Annotated in this window: 10 protein-coding genes and 5 pseudogenes; 9 read left to right on the forward strand and 6 right to left on the reverse strand. The window is 50.2% G+C overall.

The genetic code is table 11. From position 1 onward, the window contains the following. The first annotated feature begins 188 nt into the window (after positions 1 to 188). Together hipB and hipA are read left to right on the forward strand one after the other, a co-directional pair. Positions 189 to 455: a type II toxin-antitoxin system antitoxin HipB gene (hipB, locus tag BEB54_RS21980; RefSeq protein WP_001296726.1), complete on the forward strand. Its 267-nt coding sequence runs from the start codon at positions 189 to 191 to the stop codon at positions 453 to 455. Beyond that, complete coding sequence (gene hipA / locus BEB54_RS21985; RefSeq protein WP_105277012.1) at positions 455 to 1,777, forward strand: type II toxin-antitoxin system serine/threonine protein kinase toxin HipA; 1,323 nt, start codon at positions 455 to 457, stop codon at positions 1,775 to 1,777. The genes hipB and hipA overlap by 1 nt, the downstream gene beginning before the upstream one ends. 198 nt (positions 1,778 to 1,975) lie before the next feature. Here the strand turns inward: hipA and BEB54_RS21990 are convergent, their stop codons facing one another. Then, positions 1,976 to 3,328: an SIR2 family NAD-dependent protein deacylase gene (locus BEB54_RS21990; protein ID WP_001544475.1), complete on the reverse strand. Its 1,353-nt coding sequence runs from the start codon at positions 3,326 to 3,328 to the stop codon at positions 1,976 to 1,978. 206 nt (positions 3,329 to 3,534) lie between these two features. Further along, positions 3,535 to 4,935 (reverse strand): ISNCY family transposase, encoded by a 1,401-nt coding sequence (locus BEB54_RS21995; protein WP_105277013.1) that lies wholly within the window; start codon positions 4,933 to 4,935, stop codon positions 3,535 to 3,537. 230 nt (positions 4,936 to 5,165) lie between these two features. Between BEB54_RS21995 and BEB54_RS22000 the strand changes: the two are divergent. Further along, positions 5,166 to 5,551, forward strand: a pseudogene (locus tag BEB54_RS22000) (hypothetical protein). 223 nt (positions 5,552 to 5,774) lie between these two features. Here the strand turns inward: BEB54_RS22000 and BEB54_RS22005 are convergent. Then, the gene (locus BEB54_RS22005; protein ID WP_001138082.1) at positions 5,775 to 8,660 is read right to left on the reverse strand and encodes a Tn3 family transposase; all 2,886 of its coding nucleotides are present in this window, start codon (positions 8,658 to 8,660) and stop codon (positions 5,775 to 5,777) included. Between the two features lie 125 nt (positions 8,661 to 8,785). Between BEB54_RS22005 and BEB54_RS22010 the strand changes: the two genes are divergently transcribed. Further along, positions 8,786 to 9,409: a recombinase family protein gene (locus BEB54_RS22010; protein ID WP_000904897.1), complete on the forward strand. Its 624-nt coding sequence runs from the start codon at positions 8,786 to 8,788 to the stop codon at positions 9,407 to 9,409. Positions 9,410 to 9,439: 30 nt separating this feature from the next. After that, positions 9,440 to 9,646 (forward strand): annotated as a pseudogene (locus BEB54_RS22015) (transposase); the annotation flags it as partial. Between the two features lie 56 nt (positions 9,647 to 9,702). Here BEB54_RS22015 and BEB54_RS22020 read toward each other — a convergent pair. Next, entirely contained in the window at positions 9,703 to 10,626 is a 924-nt protein-coding gene (locus BEB54_RS22020) for an IS5-like element IS903B family transposase (RefSeq protein WP_001118619.1), read from the reverse strand. Between the two features lie 77 nt (positions 10,627 to 10,703). On the opposite strand from BEB54_RS22020, the pseudogene BEB54_RS22025 reads away from it, so the two are divergent. Both BEB54_RS22025 and BEB54_RS22035 read left to right on the forward strand, forming a co-directional pair. After that, a pseudogene (locus BEB54_RS22025) lies at positions 10,704 to 11,635 on the forward strand (IS3 family transposase); the annotation flags it as partial. A 69-nt stretch (positions 11,636 to 11,704) separates the two neighbouring features. Further along, a pseudogene (locus BEB54_RS22035) lies at positions 11,705 to 11,977 on the forward strand (IS4 family transposase); the annotation flags it as partial. 133 nt (positions 11,978 to 12,110) lie between these two features. On the opposite strand, the gene BEB54_RS22040 reads toward BEB54_RS22035, so the two are convergent. Both BEB54_RS22040 and BEB54_RS22045 read right to left on the reverse strand, forming a co-directional pair. Beyond that, positions 12,111 to 12,971 (reverse strand): broad-spectrum class A beta-lactamase TEM-1, encoded by an 861-nt coding sequence (locus BEB54_RS22040; RefSeq protein ID WP_000027057.1) that lies wholly within the window; start codon positions 12,969 to 12,971, stop codon positions 12,111 to 12,113. 182 nt (positions 12,972 to 13,153) lie between these two features. Next, positions 13,154 to 13,711: a recombinase family protein gene (locus tag BEB54_RS22045; RefSeq protein ID WP_001235713.1), complete on the reverse strand. Its 558-nt coding sequence runs from the start codon at positions 13,709 to 13,711 to the stop codon at positions 13,154 to 13,156. Positions 13,712 to 13,874: 163 nt separating this feature from the next. Between BEB54_RS22045 and BEB54_RS22050 the strand changes: the two genes are divergently transcribed. Together BEB54_RS22050 and BEB54_RS22055 are read left to right on the forward strand one after the other, a co-directional pair. Further along, entirely contained in the window at positions 13,875 to 16,880 is a 3,006-nt protein-coding gene (locus BEB54_RS22050) for a Tn3-like element Tn3 family transposase (RefSeq protein WP_001143760.1), read from the forward strand. 34 nt (positions 16,881 to 16,914) lie between these two features. After that, positions 16,915 to 17,054 (forward strand): annotated as a pseudogene (locus tag BEB54_RS22055) (IS4 family transposase); the annotation flags it as partial.

Genomic DNA, 17,054 nt, shown 5'->3' on the forward strand with positions numbered 1-17,054 from the left:
GCATGCGGCTGCTTAATATTGCCGACTTCAAACGACTTTTAAATCCTCCTTTTTATCCGCGATCGCGGATATCACAGTGTTTATCCCGTAGAGCGGATAAGATGTGTTTCCTGATTGACTTTATCCCCACTAAAGGATAAAACTGATAATATCCCCTTGAACGGATAAATATGCTGTGGACGTATGACATGATGAGCTTTCAGAAGATCTATAGCCCAACGCAATTAGCGAATGCAATGAAACTGGTTCGACAGCAAAATGGCTGGACGCAGAGCGAGCTGGCGAAAAAAATCGGTATTAAGCAGGCGACAATTTCCAATTTCGAAAACAATCCTGACAATACCACGCTCACGACATTTTTTAAGATTTTACAGTCGCTTGAACTCTCAATGACGCTATGCGACACGAAAAATGCCTCGCCAGAATCAACAGAACAGCAAGATCTGGAGTGGTAATGCCTAAACTTGTCACTTGGATGAACAACCAGCGGGTAGGCGAGTTAACGAAGTTAGCCAATGGCGCGCACACCTTTAAGTATGCACCGGAGTGGTTAGCCAACCGTTATGCCAGACCGTTATCACTTTCGCTGCCATTGCAGAGGGGGAATATCACCTCTGATGCCGTATTTAACTTCTTCGATAACCTGTTACCCGATAGCCCGATTGTACGTGACCGGATCGTTAAACGTTATCATGCTAAATCCAGACAACCGTTTGATTTATTGTCAGAAATAGGGCGAGATAGCGTTGGTGCCGTAACGTTATTACCCGAAAATGAAACCATAACGCGCCCGCTAATGGCATGGGAACAGCTCACTGAAGCCAGGCTTGAAGAAGTATTAACGGCTTATAAAGCAGATATCCCTCTAGGCATGATTAGAGAAGAAAATGACTTTCGCATCTCGGTTGCTGGCGCGCAGGAGAAGACAGCGCTGCTCAGAATAGGCAATGACTGGTGCATTCCGAAAGGAATAACGCCGACGACGCACATCATTAAATTACCGATTGGCGAAATCAGGCAGCCCAATGCGACGCTCGATCTCAGCCAAAGCGTTGATAATGAGTATTACTGTCTGCTGCTGGCGAAAGAACTTGGGTTGAATGTGCCGGACGCAGAAATCATTAAAGCGGGAAATGTGCGCGCGTTAGCGGTCGAACGTTTTGACAGGCGTTGGAATGCTGAGCGAACGGTTTTACTTCGCTTGCCACAGGAGGATATGTGTCAGACATTCGGTTTACCTTCATCGGTGAAATATGAATCAGATGGAGGCCCAGGCATCGCGCGGATCATGGCTTTTTTGATGGGGTCCAGCGGGGCTCTGAAAGATCGCTATGATTTTATGAAGTTTCAGGTATTCCAGTGGTTGATTGGCGCAACGGATGGCCATGCAAAAAACTTCTCCGTATTTATTCAGGCTGGCGGCAGTTATCGACTCACGCCATTTTACGACATCATTTCAGCATTTCCGGTATTGGGTGGCGCAGGAATACACATCAGCGATCTCAAACTGGCAATGGGGCTTAACGCATCCAAAGGCAAAAAAACGGCAATCGATAAAATTTATCCGCGACATTTTCTGGCGACAGCAAAGGTGCTGAAATTTCCGGAAGTGCAGATGCATGAAATCCTGAGTGACTTTGCCAGAATAATTCCGGCAGCACTGGATAACGTGAAGACTTCATTACCGACAGATTTTCCGGAGAACGTGGTGACGGCAGTTGAAACCAATGTGTTAAGGTTGCACCGTCGGTTAAGCCGAGAATACGGTATTAAGTAAGATATGGGGTTTGGCCGTTGTTAATGAGCAGGACAATCATGACCGCCAACGACTGGATTCTCCCTTGGTTTATGTTTGTCAAAGCTCAGTGAAAATGTCTAATCACTGGCTCATTAGAAATGTCCATATGTTGAAAAGGCCGCTGCGAAAAACCCTCCCGCAGCGGCCTCTTTAGCATAACGTCATTATGCGAACCAATTATGGTTTGAGTTTATACTTCTGACCATTAATGATTTTTTTGATTAACTCTAATGCAGCGGGGGAATATTTATGAACACCTTCCTTCCCCGTTTTCACTAGCACATGATAGTTATTATCTGAGGATTTAATATTAAAACCAGTTTCCTTGTGTATTCTTTCTAATACTTTATGGACGTAATGCCAAGATCCCATATCAAGTAATTTTGCAAGTTCAGATATGGTGTAGGGATAGCTTGCGTTAAGTGCTTGACCATTATTTAACTCTGCAATTCCATAAAGTTTCGCTAACACGTTATCTTGCTCAGCAATGTTCTTAAGCATTTCAAAATCATATGGAAGCTCTTGTTTTACAAGAGATTGAGAGGCAAATGTATAGGTTCTGGCTAATAGCGCCCTGACTAATTTTGGGTTAACACTGATTTCTGGCGTATTTGACGATAGGGCATCATAAATCCAACCGAAATCATTGGCATAGATCACTTTGATTCGGATGCTTTTATTTTCACCAACACCAATCAAAATCTCTTTCTGGTGTGAACCTGTACCTTCACATTCTGGACTAAAGGAAACCAAATAAATATTCGGAATCAAAGCGTTATTCGGCGCAATTATCTCATCAATATCAGACAGGATGGCTTTAATATTCTCATCATTAATACTATAGCCAATGAAGAACAACGGATGCTCGACGAAATATGTTAAAAGTTTTGCACTGATATACTTTTTACGCTTATAAAACTCAACATAATCTTCATTTGTTATAATGATGCTTTCTGGTTCTTTACTACTGCCGTGAATCTTCATGATTTCACCGTATGTAGTATAGTTAACAGTCACAACATTATGGCCAACTATCGGTTGGTAGTTATCAAATATCTTTTCAAGCAGATCGTCATAGTTTGTTGTAATAATGGCATGGGGCCTTACTTTTTTTAACTTTTCAATTTCTTCAGTGTACTCCATTGCTGAAAAATCAACCGAGTCTGAAAGGTTATTCAACAATGTTGCAATCTCATGCTTGATATAAATATCTTTAGAGCTTTTTCCATTGAAATACTGTTCAGGATAACGAGATGTCCCCACATCCCAAGCCCACTCAGCGTATGACTCAGAAAAATCACTTGCTATCAATGGTTTATTGTCATTTCTTGTTTGACTGTAGTAACCATACGGGCGAGTGATTAATGGGCAAGTTTCAGCGAGATACTTTAACAGGTTTTCCCAATCAGGAGCTTTCAAGTAGCGTTGAGATACCCCTGCACCCATAAAGAGAATTGGCTGTACCTGTAAACCTTCAAGACATGATTTGATATCTTCAATTATTTCTGTCTGATATTCAGAGAAGTCCATACTTTAGCCTTTAGGATGTGAGATGCTGGAGTAGTAAATCGCCGCGGAGCGGTTCGGGGTTCTGTGACACTCGAATTTTACCTCGGTTATATAATATCATTGAAGTTATTTGCATTTCTCAGAAATCTTCTCTGGCTTTAATTGCTATAGCCGAAAGATAGCGCACACATCGCCGTTGGTCAGTTAGTACGAGGTTTCCGCCAAGTTCACCTTTTACCAAAGATGGCTTCAGAGCTTCCCTGAAGCTTTATCATGGCTTCAAGTAGGTCATCTTCGTTCAGTGAGCGCTGAGATTTGTTGATGCTAGGGGCGTGCCGTCTGCGGGAAGGCTCATCACCAGAACAAGGTAACGATTGTGAGCGATTATTGTCCCGTTTTGTCTGGATCTGACGGGCAACATCCAACACATGGCCAAGTCTCTTGTTATCTACAATGGCGACGCTCTCAACCTCAGAAAGCCGGTCATAGGTGGAGTAGGGCAGCAGCATGCCATTTAGTCGCAGCTCCTTATGTCCGTCAGGATAATGCCAGACATCAATGTACTTGCCGATGGCTCTTCGACTGTATTCGCTGTCCTCAATCAGATAGAGGATTTTATCGTATTGTACAGTCAGACTTTTTGATACACGCCGGGGCTCTCGCCAGGTAAATTCCGCATCAAGGTCATCGTCTAGTGCCAGTGGCCGGTGCGCGTTAAAATCATGCAAGGGCGCTTTGGCAAAGCGTCGGTTGTAATCCGCAATGTATTCTTCTGCAAATCCATTGGCCGCTTCTATAGTACAGATTCCCCTAAGCCTGAGTTCCTTAACCAGCCGGTCCTGAAGGGTTAGATGAGCACGTTCCACACGGCCTTTTGCCTGACTGGTTTCTGCGCACAGCGGTGTGATATTGAGGGAGCGCATGGCCCTGGCAAACTGAGTTTCACCGGGACCGAGGGTAGCATGCTTATTGTTTACCCGGAAGACATTGGCTTTGTCGCTGTAGAGGATCATGGGCTTACCATGTTTTTCGATATAGCCAAGAGTTGCTTCAAAATAGGTAAATGTGGATTCAGATTTCACAAACAGCAAGTGCATCAGGCGACTGGTGGCATCGTCAACATAGACAAGAGCTGTACAGGGTCGACCCCGGTTTTCAAACCAGTGGTGGTCACAGCCATCAATTTGTATCAGCTCGCCAGTACAAGGCCGCCGGTAACGAGGCTGATGAATTTTAGGTGCGCGCTGTCTGCGTGGGATCCAGAGTCCGGCTTTTATCATGAGACGTCGGATGGTTTCTTTGCCAAGGACCAGACCGTGAACTTCCTCCAGTTTTTCCCGCGCCAGCGTGGGGCCAAAATCACGGTATTGCTCCCTGATTATACTGAGAGCCTGATCTGTCAGTGACGCTGGCAACAGACGGTTACCAGTGCGGCCACGACTCTGGTTGTTCATGCCAAGCGGTCCGAGTTGACGATAGCGTTTCAGCAGTCGGCTGCAATGACGTGGTGTAATGCCGAGCATCTCCGCAGCTTGGCCAGGACGCAGATTGCGATCGATGACATCCTGAAGGATTTTGAGGCGGTTGATTTCTTTCACGTTGAACATCCCGGCGTCATGTATAGCCATAGAAAACTCCTCATCAGGAAAAGTGAGTCGTTGTCTAGACATACAGGTCTGAGAACTATAGCCTGGACATTCCAATGAGCCACAAATAGACATTAGCATTGAGCCTCTACAATGTTGGTGCGCATAATGTATATTATGTTAAATAGCCTACGATGGTAAACAACTTCATATCTCTCCATTGCCTCTCACGAAAGGAACTGGACACACTGATCGAGCACGAATTACAACTGATGCTGGCTGAAGGCTTTGACAAGTCCCCTATTTCCGCCAAGGCCCTGCATATTCGGCTCAAGGCAAAAGGTATCGTTAACGGTGGTTTAAGTACGCTGAGCAGCCTTGAGCGAAAACGCCTAATTGCTGCCTATGTTGATCAGCAACTTGGCCCGTTGAATCTACGCCCAAAAGAAAAACAGCAATACGTCAACCGCAAAACCCGTCAGGCCTTGCTGGCCAGAAACCAGCAGTTGCAGGCGGAAGTCAGTGAACTGCAAGACCAACTGGCGCAGAATACCCTATCGTTGATAGAAATTGTCAAAGCGGTAAAAATCAATACGGTTATTCCGGTGGAAAGTCTGTTGCCAAACATGTAATTCGGGAGTTACACAAGTCGTCATAATGCTGGTTATAATTTTCGGCAAAGGGCATGGACGATTTATTTCCGTCATTCTGTATATTGCTTACCTTCCCAAATTTCTCCAACCGTTAGTTGGAGAAATTAGATGAGTCGTAAATCATGAATAAACCCCTTGCTCTATTCGAAAAATGAGCATGGCAACTTTCAACACCCCCTCTTCTGAGTCCATTATGGGGTCGTTTGCGGGAGGGGGCGGAATCCTACGCTAAGGCTTTGGCCAGCGATATTCTCCGGTGAGATTGATGTGTTCCCATCCGAGCGGCGAAACATGGGCCAAGAGATCGGGCGATAGCAGCTTTCCATCGCGTTTCTGGTTTGCAACGACCTCGCCGAGCTTCATGGTGTTCCAGAAGATGATGATGGCGGCGAGCAGATTCATGCCGGCGATGCGGTAATGCTGGCCTTCGGCGGAACGGTCGCGGATTTCACCGCGGCGGTGGAAGCTGATTGCCCGCTTCAGCGCATGATGAGCTTCGCCTTTGTTGAGCCCGATCTGGGCACGCCGTTGGAGTTCGGCATCCAGAATCCAGTCGATCATGAACAGGGTGCGCTCGACGCGACCGACTTCCCGCAGGGCTGTCGCGAGCTCGTTCTGCCGCGGATAGGAGGCGAGTTTCCGCAGAATCTGGCTTGGCGCGACGGTCCCGGCAGCAATGGTGGCGGCGATGCGCAGGATGTCGGGCCAATTGCGCTCGATCATGGCTTGGTTGACCTTTCCGCCGATCAACGCTCGCAGGTGCGCCGGGGCGGCCGACGGATTGAACGCGTAGAGCCGTTTGGATGGCAGGTCGCGGATGCGCGGAGCGAACCGGTAGCCGAGAATGGCACATGCGGCAAAGACGTGATCGGTGAAGCCGCCCGTGTCGGTGAACTGCTCGCGGATATGGCGTCCAGCATCGTTCATCAGCAGGCCATCGAGGATGTAAGGCGCTTCGCTTGCCGTTGCAGGAATCACCTGGGTTGCGAACGGCGCATATTGGTCGGAGACGTGGCTATAGGCTTTCAGGCCCGGGGTATTGCCATATTTCGCGTTGACCAGGTTCATGGCCTCACCTTGCTCTGTAGCGACGAAGAACTGTCCGTCGCTCGAAGCCGACGTGCCCATGCCCCAGAACCGGGCCATGGGTAACGCTGCCTGTGCCTCGACCACCATGGCCAGCGCCCGGTCATAGGCTTCGCCCTCGACATGCCACCGTCCAATGCGGATCAATTCCCAGAAGGTGTGGGTGTTTGTCGCATCCGCCATTTTGCGCAAGCCGAGGTTGATCCCTTCCGCCAAGATAACGTTCATTAGCCCGATCCGGTCAGCGCAGGGTGCTCCTGTGCGCAGATGGGTGAACGCTTCGGTGAAGCCGGTCGCCGCATCCACCTCCAGCAGGAGATCGGTGATGCGCGTGGGCGGGATCTGCTTGTAGAGATCGAGCACCAGATCTTCGGCGCCTGTCGGCGCGGCGGCTTCGAGTTTCTCGATATGCAGAACGCCGTTTTCAATCGACCCGCCCGGGATCGTGCCTGCGCGAGCGGCACGGCCAAGCTCGCGCAACCGCATGTCGAGGCGAGCTTGCCGGTCTGCCAGCCATTCCTCCGGCCGCAATGGCACAGCGAGACGACCGCCTTCCGCGATGGATTGTGCCGGAACGAGTGCGTGTTTCAGATCGCCATAGCGCCGGGACCTAGTAAGCCAGACATCTCCGGAGCGGAACGCATCGCGCAGATGGAACAGCACCGCGATCTCCCATAGGCGAGCGTCGCCAGCCCTCTGGGCCCGAAGGTGGCGATGCCATTTCGAGCTGGGCCGCAAGAAGCTGGTCATCGCGGCATCGTTCAAACCGGTACGAAGGGCCGTCACCGCTTCCAGAAGCGGCAGTGCAACGGGCGCAGCTCGCAGATCGAGCAGGCGCAACATGCGTGGAGCGTATCGGCGGAAGCGGTGATAACCGTCGAGCACATGATTGAGCGGATCGTCGGCCATGGTGGCGGTCAGCCTGGTTGCCATTGCAACAAGGGTTTTTAAGCCGTCCCACCCTGACCCACTCGCGATGACATCGCCCAGCGGCTGGCCATCATCCTGTGCATCGACCAGGGCGCCCCCGATCTCGGCGAAGGATTTCAGGGTGTCACGCACCACCCCCGCTTCGTCTGCGACCTTTGCATGGCAAATACGCTCCGAAGCACGGTAGAGACGGCCGACGATCCGGTCGTGGGTTTCGACCACTGCGTCGGCCAACATCGCCTGCCATTCCGAGACGCAAACAGCCAAGATCGCAAGCCGCCTGTCCTCCGGGAGATCGCGCATGCCGTCGGCATAATACCGTTCACCCTGCCTGCGCAGACGAGTCACCCGATGGGCAGGAACGCCGGCAAGCAGATCCTCGGGGAGATCGATGCGTTGCAGATATTCGAGCCGGTCGAGCAGCCGGTTGGCCGACGAAGAGTTCGAGCCAGGCTCGAACTGGCGCAGCCACACAAAACGGGTCACCCGATCATCAGCCGTCTCCTCGAGCAATGCCAGCAACTGTTCTCGGATCGACATAGGCAGCCGACTGGCGATCCTCGTCTCGATGCGTCGCTCGGCATCGACGAGAGCCGCGGCACAAAGCCGCTCGATCGTGGATGTCGCGGGAAGGACAGTGCGGGTGCGTCGGCACTCGGCTACGAAGCGACGGGCGATATCCTCGTTCGACACCGCCATCTCGGCTTCTCGGAACAACCATTCCTTCAGCTCGCTCGCACCACGTCCGGAGAAGGTGCGGAAGCCGTAGAGCCCCCGTAACTCGGCAAGATGCTCGTGCCGTGTTTCCTCGCGGGCAGCATAGTCTACGAGATCGTCGGCACCCAGGCCAAGCTGCGCTCCGATAAATTCGATGACCTCTGCAGGGATCAGTTCGCCTGGAGCCAGCACCCGGCCGGGATAGCGCAGGACACACAATTGCAGGGCGAAGCCGAACCTGTTGTGAGCGCGCCGACGCAGCCTGATATGCCCAAGGTCTTCATCACTCAGCGTATAGTGCTTGAGCAAATCCGTCTGTGAAGTCGGCAAGCGCAACAGCGCGTCTTTCTGCCGATCGGTTAGAGTGACGCGACGCGGCATACATGTTCCTTTTTCAAAATCTGATAGCGTTCAAGACGCTTTGTTTATGAAGCTGGTTGAGATACATTTCCAGAGGTCAATGCAATCGTGGCCGAAGCGCCGCCTCAAACCAACGTTTGTGATACATGCTGATCGGATATGCCCGCGTCTCCAAAGCCGATGGCTCGCAGTCTCTCGACCTGCAGCACGACGCCTTGCGCGCCGCAGGTGTCGAACGGGACAATATCTATGATGATCTTGCTTCCGGCGGTCGTGATGATCGCCCTGGCTTGACTGCCTGCCTCAAGTCATTGCGTGACGGCGATGTGCTGGTGGTCTGGAAGCTCGATCGCCTCGGACGATCGCTTGCCCATCTGGTCAACACGGTGAAGGAGCTGTCAGACCGCAAGATCGGCCTGCGGGTTCTGACTGGAAAGGGCGCTCAGATCGACACCACGACTGCGTCCGGTCGCATGGTGTTCGGAATCTTCGCCACCTTGGCCGAGTTCGAGCGGGATCTGATCCGAGAGCGCACCATGGCGGGTCTCGCCTCCGCGAGAGCGCGCGGTCGCAAGGGCGGACGAAAATTCGCGCTCACCAAAGCTCAGGTGCGTCTCGCGCAAGCCGCCATGGCCCAGCGCGATACTTCAGTTTCCGATCTCTGCAAGGAACTCGGCATCGAGCGCGTCACTCTCTACCGATATGTCGGTCCCAAAGGCGAGCTCAGAGACCATGGTGGTCTTGCCTCGGTTTCGTTCCGGTCTTTTTGAGAGCATTATTTGTTATCAAGGAGACCATATATGTCATTAAAGCATAGTGATGAATTTAAGCGTGATGCAGTTCGCATAGCACTCACTAGTGGCTTAACACGCCGTCAAGTTGCGTCAGATTTAAGTATTGGGCTTTCCACGCTTGGGAAATGGATCGCATCAATTTCCGATGAAACTAAAATTCCTACCCAAGACACTGATCTTCTGCGTGAGAATGAACGTTTACGCAAAGAGAACGGCTTTGTTGAATAAATCAGATTTCGGGTAAGTCTCCCCCGTAGCGGGTTGTGTTTTCAGGCAATACGCACGCTTTCAGGCATACCTGCTTTCGTCATTTTGTTCAGCGCTCGTACCAGGGCCATAGCCTCCGCAACCTGACCATCGTAGTCACGCAGCGTCAGTGAACCCCCGAACAGCTGTTTTACCCGGTACATCGCCGTTTCCGCTATCGAGCGACGGTTGTAATCTGTTGTCCATTTCCACCGCGCATTACTCCCGGTCATTCGCTGATTAGCCACTGCACGGTTACGGTCTGCATATTCACCGGGCCAGTAACCCGCACCTTTTCGGGGAGGGATAAGCGCGCTGATTTTCTTACGCCGCAGTTCATCGTGACATAGCCGGGTATCGTAAGCGCCATCGGCGGCGGCTGACCTGATTTTCCGGTGGGTTTGCCGGATTAACCCGGGGAAGGCCTCTGAGTCCGTAACGTTGTTCAGCGACAGGTCAGCGCAGATGATTTCATGTGTTTTACTGTCAACGGCGAGATGCAGCTTACGCCAGATACGGCGGCGTTCCTGGCCATGCTTTTTGACTTTCCACTCGCCTTCACCGAAGACCTTCAGCCCGGTGGAATCAATTACCAGGTGTGCGATTTCACCCCGGGTGGGCGTTTTGAAACTGACATTAACCGACTTTGCCCGCCTGCTGACACAGCTGTAATCCGGGCAGCGTAGCGGAACGTTCATCAGAGAAAAAATGGAATCAATAAAGCCCTGCGCAGCGCGCAGGGTCAGCCTGAATACGCGTTTAATGACCAGCACAGTCGTGATGGCAAGGTCAGAATAGCGCTGAGGTCTGCCTCGTGAAGAAGGTGTTGCTGACTCATACCAGGCCTGAATAGCTTCATCATCCAGCCAGAAAGTTATGGAGCCACGGTTGATGAGGGCTTTATTGTAGGTGGGCCAGTTGGTGATTTTGAACTTTTGCTTTGCCACGGAACGGTCTGCGTTGTCGGGAAGATGCGTGATCTGATCCTTCAACTCAGCAAAAGTTCGATTTATTCAACAAAGCCAAAGAGAACCGTATCCTTCGGGAGGAGAGGGAGATATTAAAAAAGGCAGCAATATTTTTCGCAGTACAAAAGCTGTGAGATTTCAGTTTATTACGGATTACCGTGGCTCTCTCTCACGTTCACGCATATGTCGTTTGATGGGCGTAACAGATCGTGGTTTACGCGCATGGAAACGCCGTCCTCCATCACTGCGCCAGCGTCGTGATCTTATACTTCTAGCGCATATACGTGAGCAGCATCGGTTGTGTTTGGGGAGCTATGGTAGGCCGCGTATGACAGAAGAGTTGAAAGCGCTGGGCCTGCAGGTTGGGCAGCGTCGGGTTGGACGTTTGATGCGCCAGAATAACATTACAGTTGTTCGAACGCGTAAATTCAAACGGACAACGGATAGTCATCATACCTTCAACATTGCACCGAACCTATTAAAACAAGACTTTAGCGCAAGCGCACCCAACCAGAAATGGGCAGGCGATATCACTTATGTTTGGACCAGAGAAGGATGGGTCTATCTTGCTGTTATCCTTGACCTGTATTCCCGTCGCGTGATTGGCTGGGCAACAGGTGATCGATTAAAGCAGGATCTTGCATTAAGGGCACTGAATATGGCGTTGGCTTTACGCAAACCACCACCGGGTTGTATTCAACACACAGACCGTGGGAGCCAATATTGCGCTCATGAATATCAAAAGCTACTGCTCAAACATCAATTGCTGCCGTCCATGAGCGGGAAAGGCAATTGTTTTGATAACTCCGCAGTAGAAAGCTTCTTTAAATCATTAAAGGCTGAGTTGATTTGGCGCAGACACTGGCAAACAAGGCGAGATATTGAGATTGCAATCTTCGAATATATAAATGGCTTTTATAATCCACGCCGAAGACATTCAACACTCGGCTCTGATGAATCCCCTAATGATTTTGGTAAAAATCATTAAGTTAAGGTGGATACACATCTTGTCATATGATCAAATGGTTTCGCGAAAAATCAATAATCAGACAACAAGATGTGCGAACTCGATATTTTACACGACTCTCTTTACCAATTCTGCCCCGAATTACACTTAAAACGACTCAACAGCTTAACGTTGGCTTGCCACGCATTACTTGACTGTAAAACTCTCACTCTTACCGAACTTGGCCGTAACCTGCCAACCAAAGCGAGAACAAAACATAACATCAAACGAATCGACCGATTGTTAGGTAATCGTCACCTCCACAAAGAGCGACTCGCTGTATACCGTTGGCATGCTAGCTTTATCTGTTGGGGTCTGACGCTCAGTGGAACGAAAACTCACGTTAAGGGATTTTGGTCATGAGATTATCAAAAAGGATCTTCACCTAGATCCTTTTAAATTAAAAATGAAGTTTTAAATCAATCTAAAGTATATATGAGTAAACTTGGTCTGACAGTTACCAATGCTTAATCAGTGAGGCACCTATCTCAGCGATCTGTCTATTTCGTTCATCCATAGTTGCCTGACTCCCCGTCGTGTAGATAACTACGATACGGGAGGGCTTACCATCTGGCCCCAGTGCTGCAATGATACCGCGAGACCCACGCTCACCGGCTCCAGATTTATCAGCAATAAACCAGCCAGCCGGAAGGGCCGAGCGCAGAAGTGGTCCTGCAACTTTATCCGCCTCCATCCAGTCTATTAATTGTTGCCGGGAAGCTAGAGTAAGTAGTTCGCCAGTTAATAGTTTGCGCAACGTTGTTGCCATTGCTGCAGGCATCGTGGTGTCACGCTCGTCGTTTGGTATGGCTTCATTCAGCTCCGGTTCCCAACGATCAAGGCGAGTTACATGATCCCCCATGTTGTGCAAAAAAGCGGTTAGCTCCTTCGGTCCTCCGATCGTTGTCAGAAGTAAGTTGGCAGCAGTGTTATCACTCATGGTTATGGCAGCACTGCATAATTCTCTTACTGTCATGCCATCCGTAAGATGCTTTTCTGTGACTGGTGAGTACTCAACCAAGTCATTCTGAGAATAGTGTATGCGGCGACCGAGTTGCTCTTGCCCGGCGTCAACACGGGATAATACCGCACCACATAGCAGAACTTTAAAAGTGCTCATCATTGGAAAACGTTCTTCGGGGCGAAAACTCTCAAGGATCTTACCGCTGTTGAGATCCAGTTCGATGTAACCCACTCGTGCACCCAACTGATCTTCAGCATCTTTTACTTTCACCAGCGTTTCTGGGTGAGCAAAAACAGGAAGGCAAAATGCCGCAAAAAAGGGAATAAGGGCGACACGAAAATGTTGAATACTCATACTCTTCCTTTTTCAATATTATTGAAGCATTTACCAGGGTTATTGTCTCATGAGCGGATACATATTTGAATGTATTTAGAAAAATAAACAAATAGGGGTTCCGCGCACATTTCCCCGAAAAGTGCCACCTGACGTCTAAGAAACCATTATTATCATGACATTAACCTATAAAAATAGGCGTATCACGAGGCCCTTTCGTCTTCAAGAATTTTATAAACCGTGGAGCGGGCAATACTGAGCTGATGAGCAATTTCCGTTGCACCAGTGCCCTTCTGATGAAGCGTCAGCACGACGTTCCTGTCCACGGTACGCCTGCGGCCAAATTTGATTCCTTTCAGCTTTGCTTCCTGTCGGCCCTCATTCGTGCGTTCTAGGATCCTCCGGCGTTCAGCCTGTGCCACAGCCGACAGGATGGTGACCACCATTTGCCCCATATCACCGTCGGTACTGATCCCGTCATCAATGAACCGGACTGCCACGCCCTGAGCGTCAAATTCCTTTATCAGTTGGATCATATCGGCAGTGTCGCGGCCAAGACGGTCGAGCTTCTTAACCAGAATGACATCACCTTCCTCCACCTTCATCCTCAGCAAATCCAGCCCTTCCCGGTCTGTTGAACTGCCGGATGCCTTATCGGTAAATATACGGTTTGCTTTCACACCTGCGTCTTTGAGTGCTCTGACCTGAAGATCAAGAGACTGCTGACTGGTTGAGACCCGAGCGTAACCAAAAAGTCGCATAAAAATGTACCTTAAATCGAATATCGGACAACTCATGTCTATTATTACAAATTTACGATTTAATAGACATATTAATGTAACAGTTTTACGATGTCCGATAATTTATAACATTTCGTACGGTTGGAAAAATGTTACTAAATGCCCGTCAGGCAGGGAGGCCGATATGCCCGTTGACTTTCTGACCACTGAGCAGACTGAAAGCTATGGCAGATTCACCGGTGAACCGGATGAGCTTCAGCTGGCACGATATTTTCACCTTGATGAAGCAGACAAGGAATTTATCGGAAAAAGCAGAGGTGATCACAACCGTCTGGGCATTGCCCTGCAAATTGGATGTGTCCGTTTTCTGGGCACCTTCCTCACCGATATGAATCATATTCCTTCCGGCGTCCGGCATTTTACCGCCAGACAGCTCGGGATTCGTGATATCACCGTTCTTGCAGAATACGGTCAGAGGGAAAATACCCGCCGTGAGCATGCAGCGCTGATACGTCAGCACTATCAGTATCGTGAATTTGCCTGGCCCTGGACATTTCGCCTTACCCGTCTTTTATATACCCGGAGCTGGATAAGCAACGAACGTCCTGGCCTGCTTTTCGATCTGGCGACAGGGTGGCTTATGCAACATCGTATTATTCTCCCCGGAGCCACTACGCTGACCCGGTTGATTTCAGAGGTAAGGGAAAAGGCGACGTTGCGCCTGTGGAACAAACTGGCACTGATACCGTCAGCCGAACAGCGTTCACAGCTGGAGATGCTGCTGGGGCCAACTGATTGCAGCCGCCTGTCTTTACTGGAATCACTGAAAAAGGGCCCTGTGACCATCAGTGGTCCGGCGTTTAATGAAGCAATTGAACGCTGGAAAACTCTGAACGATTTTGGCCTGCATGCTGAAAACCTGAGTACACTCCCGGCTGTGCGCCTGAAAAATCTCGCACGTTATGCTGGTATGACTTCGGTGTTCAATATTGCCAGGATGTCACCGCAGAAAAGGATGGCGGTTCTGGTTGCCTTTGTCCTTGCATGGGAAACGCTGGCGCTGGATGATGCATTGGACGTTCTGGACGCCATGCTGGCCGTTATCATCCGTGACGCCAGAAAGATTGGGCAGAAAAAACGGCTCCGCTCGCTGAAGGATCTGGATAAATCTGCATTGGCGCTCGCCAGCGCATGTTCGTACCTGCTGAAAGAAGAAACACCGGACGAATCGATTCGTGCTGAGGTGTTCAGCTACATCCCAAGGCAAAAGCTGGCTGAAATCATCACGCTTGTCCGTGAAATTGCCCGGCCCTCAGACGATAATTTTCATGAAGAAATGGTGGAGCAGTACGGGCGCGTTCGTCGTTTCCTGCCCCATCTGCTGAATACCGTTAAATTTTCATCCGCACCTGCCGGGGTTACCACTCTGAATGCCTGTGACTACCTCAGCCGGGAGTTCAGCTCACGGCGGCAGTTTTTTGACGACGCACCAACGGAAATTATCAGTCGGTCATGGAAACGGCTGGTGATTAACAAGGAAAAACATATCACCCGCAGGGGATACACGCTCTGCTTTCTCAGTAAACTGCAGGATAGTCTGAGGCGGAGGGATGTCTACGTTACCGGCAGTAACCGGTGGGGAGATCCTCGTGCAAGATTACTACAGGGTGCTGACTGGCAGGCAAACCGGATTAAGGTTTATCGTTCTTTGGGGCACCCGACAGACCCGCAGGAAGCAATAAAATCTCTGGGTCATCAGCTTGATAGTCGTTACAGACAGGTTGCTGCACGTCTTTGCGAAAATGAGGCTGTCGAACTCGATGTTTCTGGCCCGAAGCCCCGGTTGACAATTTCTCCCCTCGCCAGTCTTGATGAGCCGGACAGTCTGAAACGACTGAGCAAAATGATCAGTGATCTACTCCCTCCGGTGGATTTAACGGAGTTGCTGCTCGAAATTAACGCCCATACCGGATTTGCTGATGAGTTTTTCCATGCTAGTGAAGCCAGTGCCAGAGTTGATGATCTGCCCGTCAGCATCAGCGCCGTGCTGATGGCTGAAGCCTGCAATATCGGTCTGGAACCACTGATCAGATCAAATGTTCCTGCACTGACCCGACACCGGCTGAACTGGACAAAAGCGAACTATCTGCGGGCTGAAACTATCACCAGCGCTAATGCCAGACTGGTTGATTTTCAGGCAACGCTGCCACTGGCACAGATATGGGGTGGAGGAGAAGTGGCATCTGCAGATGGAATGCGCTTTGTTACGCCAGTCAGAACAATCAATGCCGGACCGAACCGCAAATACTTTGGTAATAACAGAGGGATCACCTGGTACAACTTTGTGTCCGATCAGTATTCCGGCTTTCATGGCATCGTTATACCGGGGACGCTGAGGGACTCTATCTTTGTGCTGGAAGGTCTTCTGGAACAGGAGACCGGGCTGAATCCAACCGAAATTATGACCGATACAGCAGGTGCCAGCGAACTTGTCTTTGGCCTTTTCTGGCTGCTGGGATACCAGTTTTCTCCACGCCTGGCTGATGCCGGTGCTTCGGTTTTCTGGCGAATGGACCATGATGCCGACTATGGCGTGCTGAATGATATTGCCAGAGGGCAATCAGATCCCCGAAAAATAGTCCTTCAGTGGGACGAAATGATCCGGACCGCTGGCTCCCTGAAGCTGGGCAAAGTACAGGTTTCAGTGCTGGTCCGTTCATTGCTGAAAAGTGAACGTCCTTCCGGACTGACTCAGGCAATCATTGAAGTGGGGCGCATCAACAAAACGCTGTATCTGCTTAATTATATTGATGATGAAGATTACCGCCGGCGCATTCTGACCCAGCTTAATCGGGGAGAAAGTCGCCATGCCGTTGCCAGAGCCATCTGTCACGGTCAAAAAGGTGAGATAAGAAAACGATATACCGACGGTCAGGAAGATCAACTGGGCACACTGGGGCTGGTCACTAACGCCGTCGTGTTATGGAACACTATTTATATGCAGGCAGCCCTGGATCATCTCCGGGCGCAGGGTGAAACACTGAATGATGAAGATATCGCACGCCTCTCCCCGCTTTGCCACGGACATATCAATATGCTCGGCCATTATTCCTTCACGCTGGCAGAACTGGTGACCAAAGGACATCTGAGACCATTAAAAGAGGCGTCAGAGGCAGAAAACGTTGCTTAACGTGAGTTTTCGTTCCACTGAGCGTCAGACCCCCTGTTCGGGCAATACGATGCCCATTGTACTTGTTGACTGGTCTGATATTCGTGAGCAAAAACGACTTATGGTATTGCGAGCTTCAGTCGCACTACACGGTCGTTCTGTTACTCTTTATGAGAAAGCGTTCCCGCTTTCAGA

It is taken from the genome of Escherichia sp. MOD1-EC6021 (genome assembly GCF_002965245.1).
Taxonomy (GTDB): Bacteria; Pseudomonadota; Gammaproteobacteria; order Enterobacterales; family Enterobacteriaceae; genus Escherichia; species Escherichia coli_F.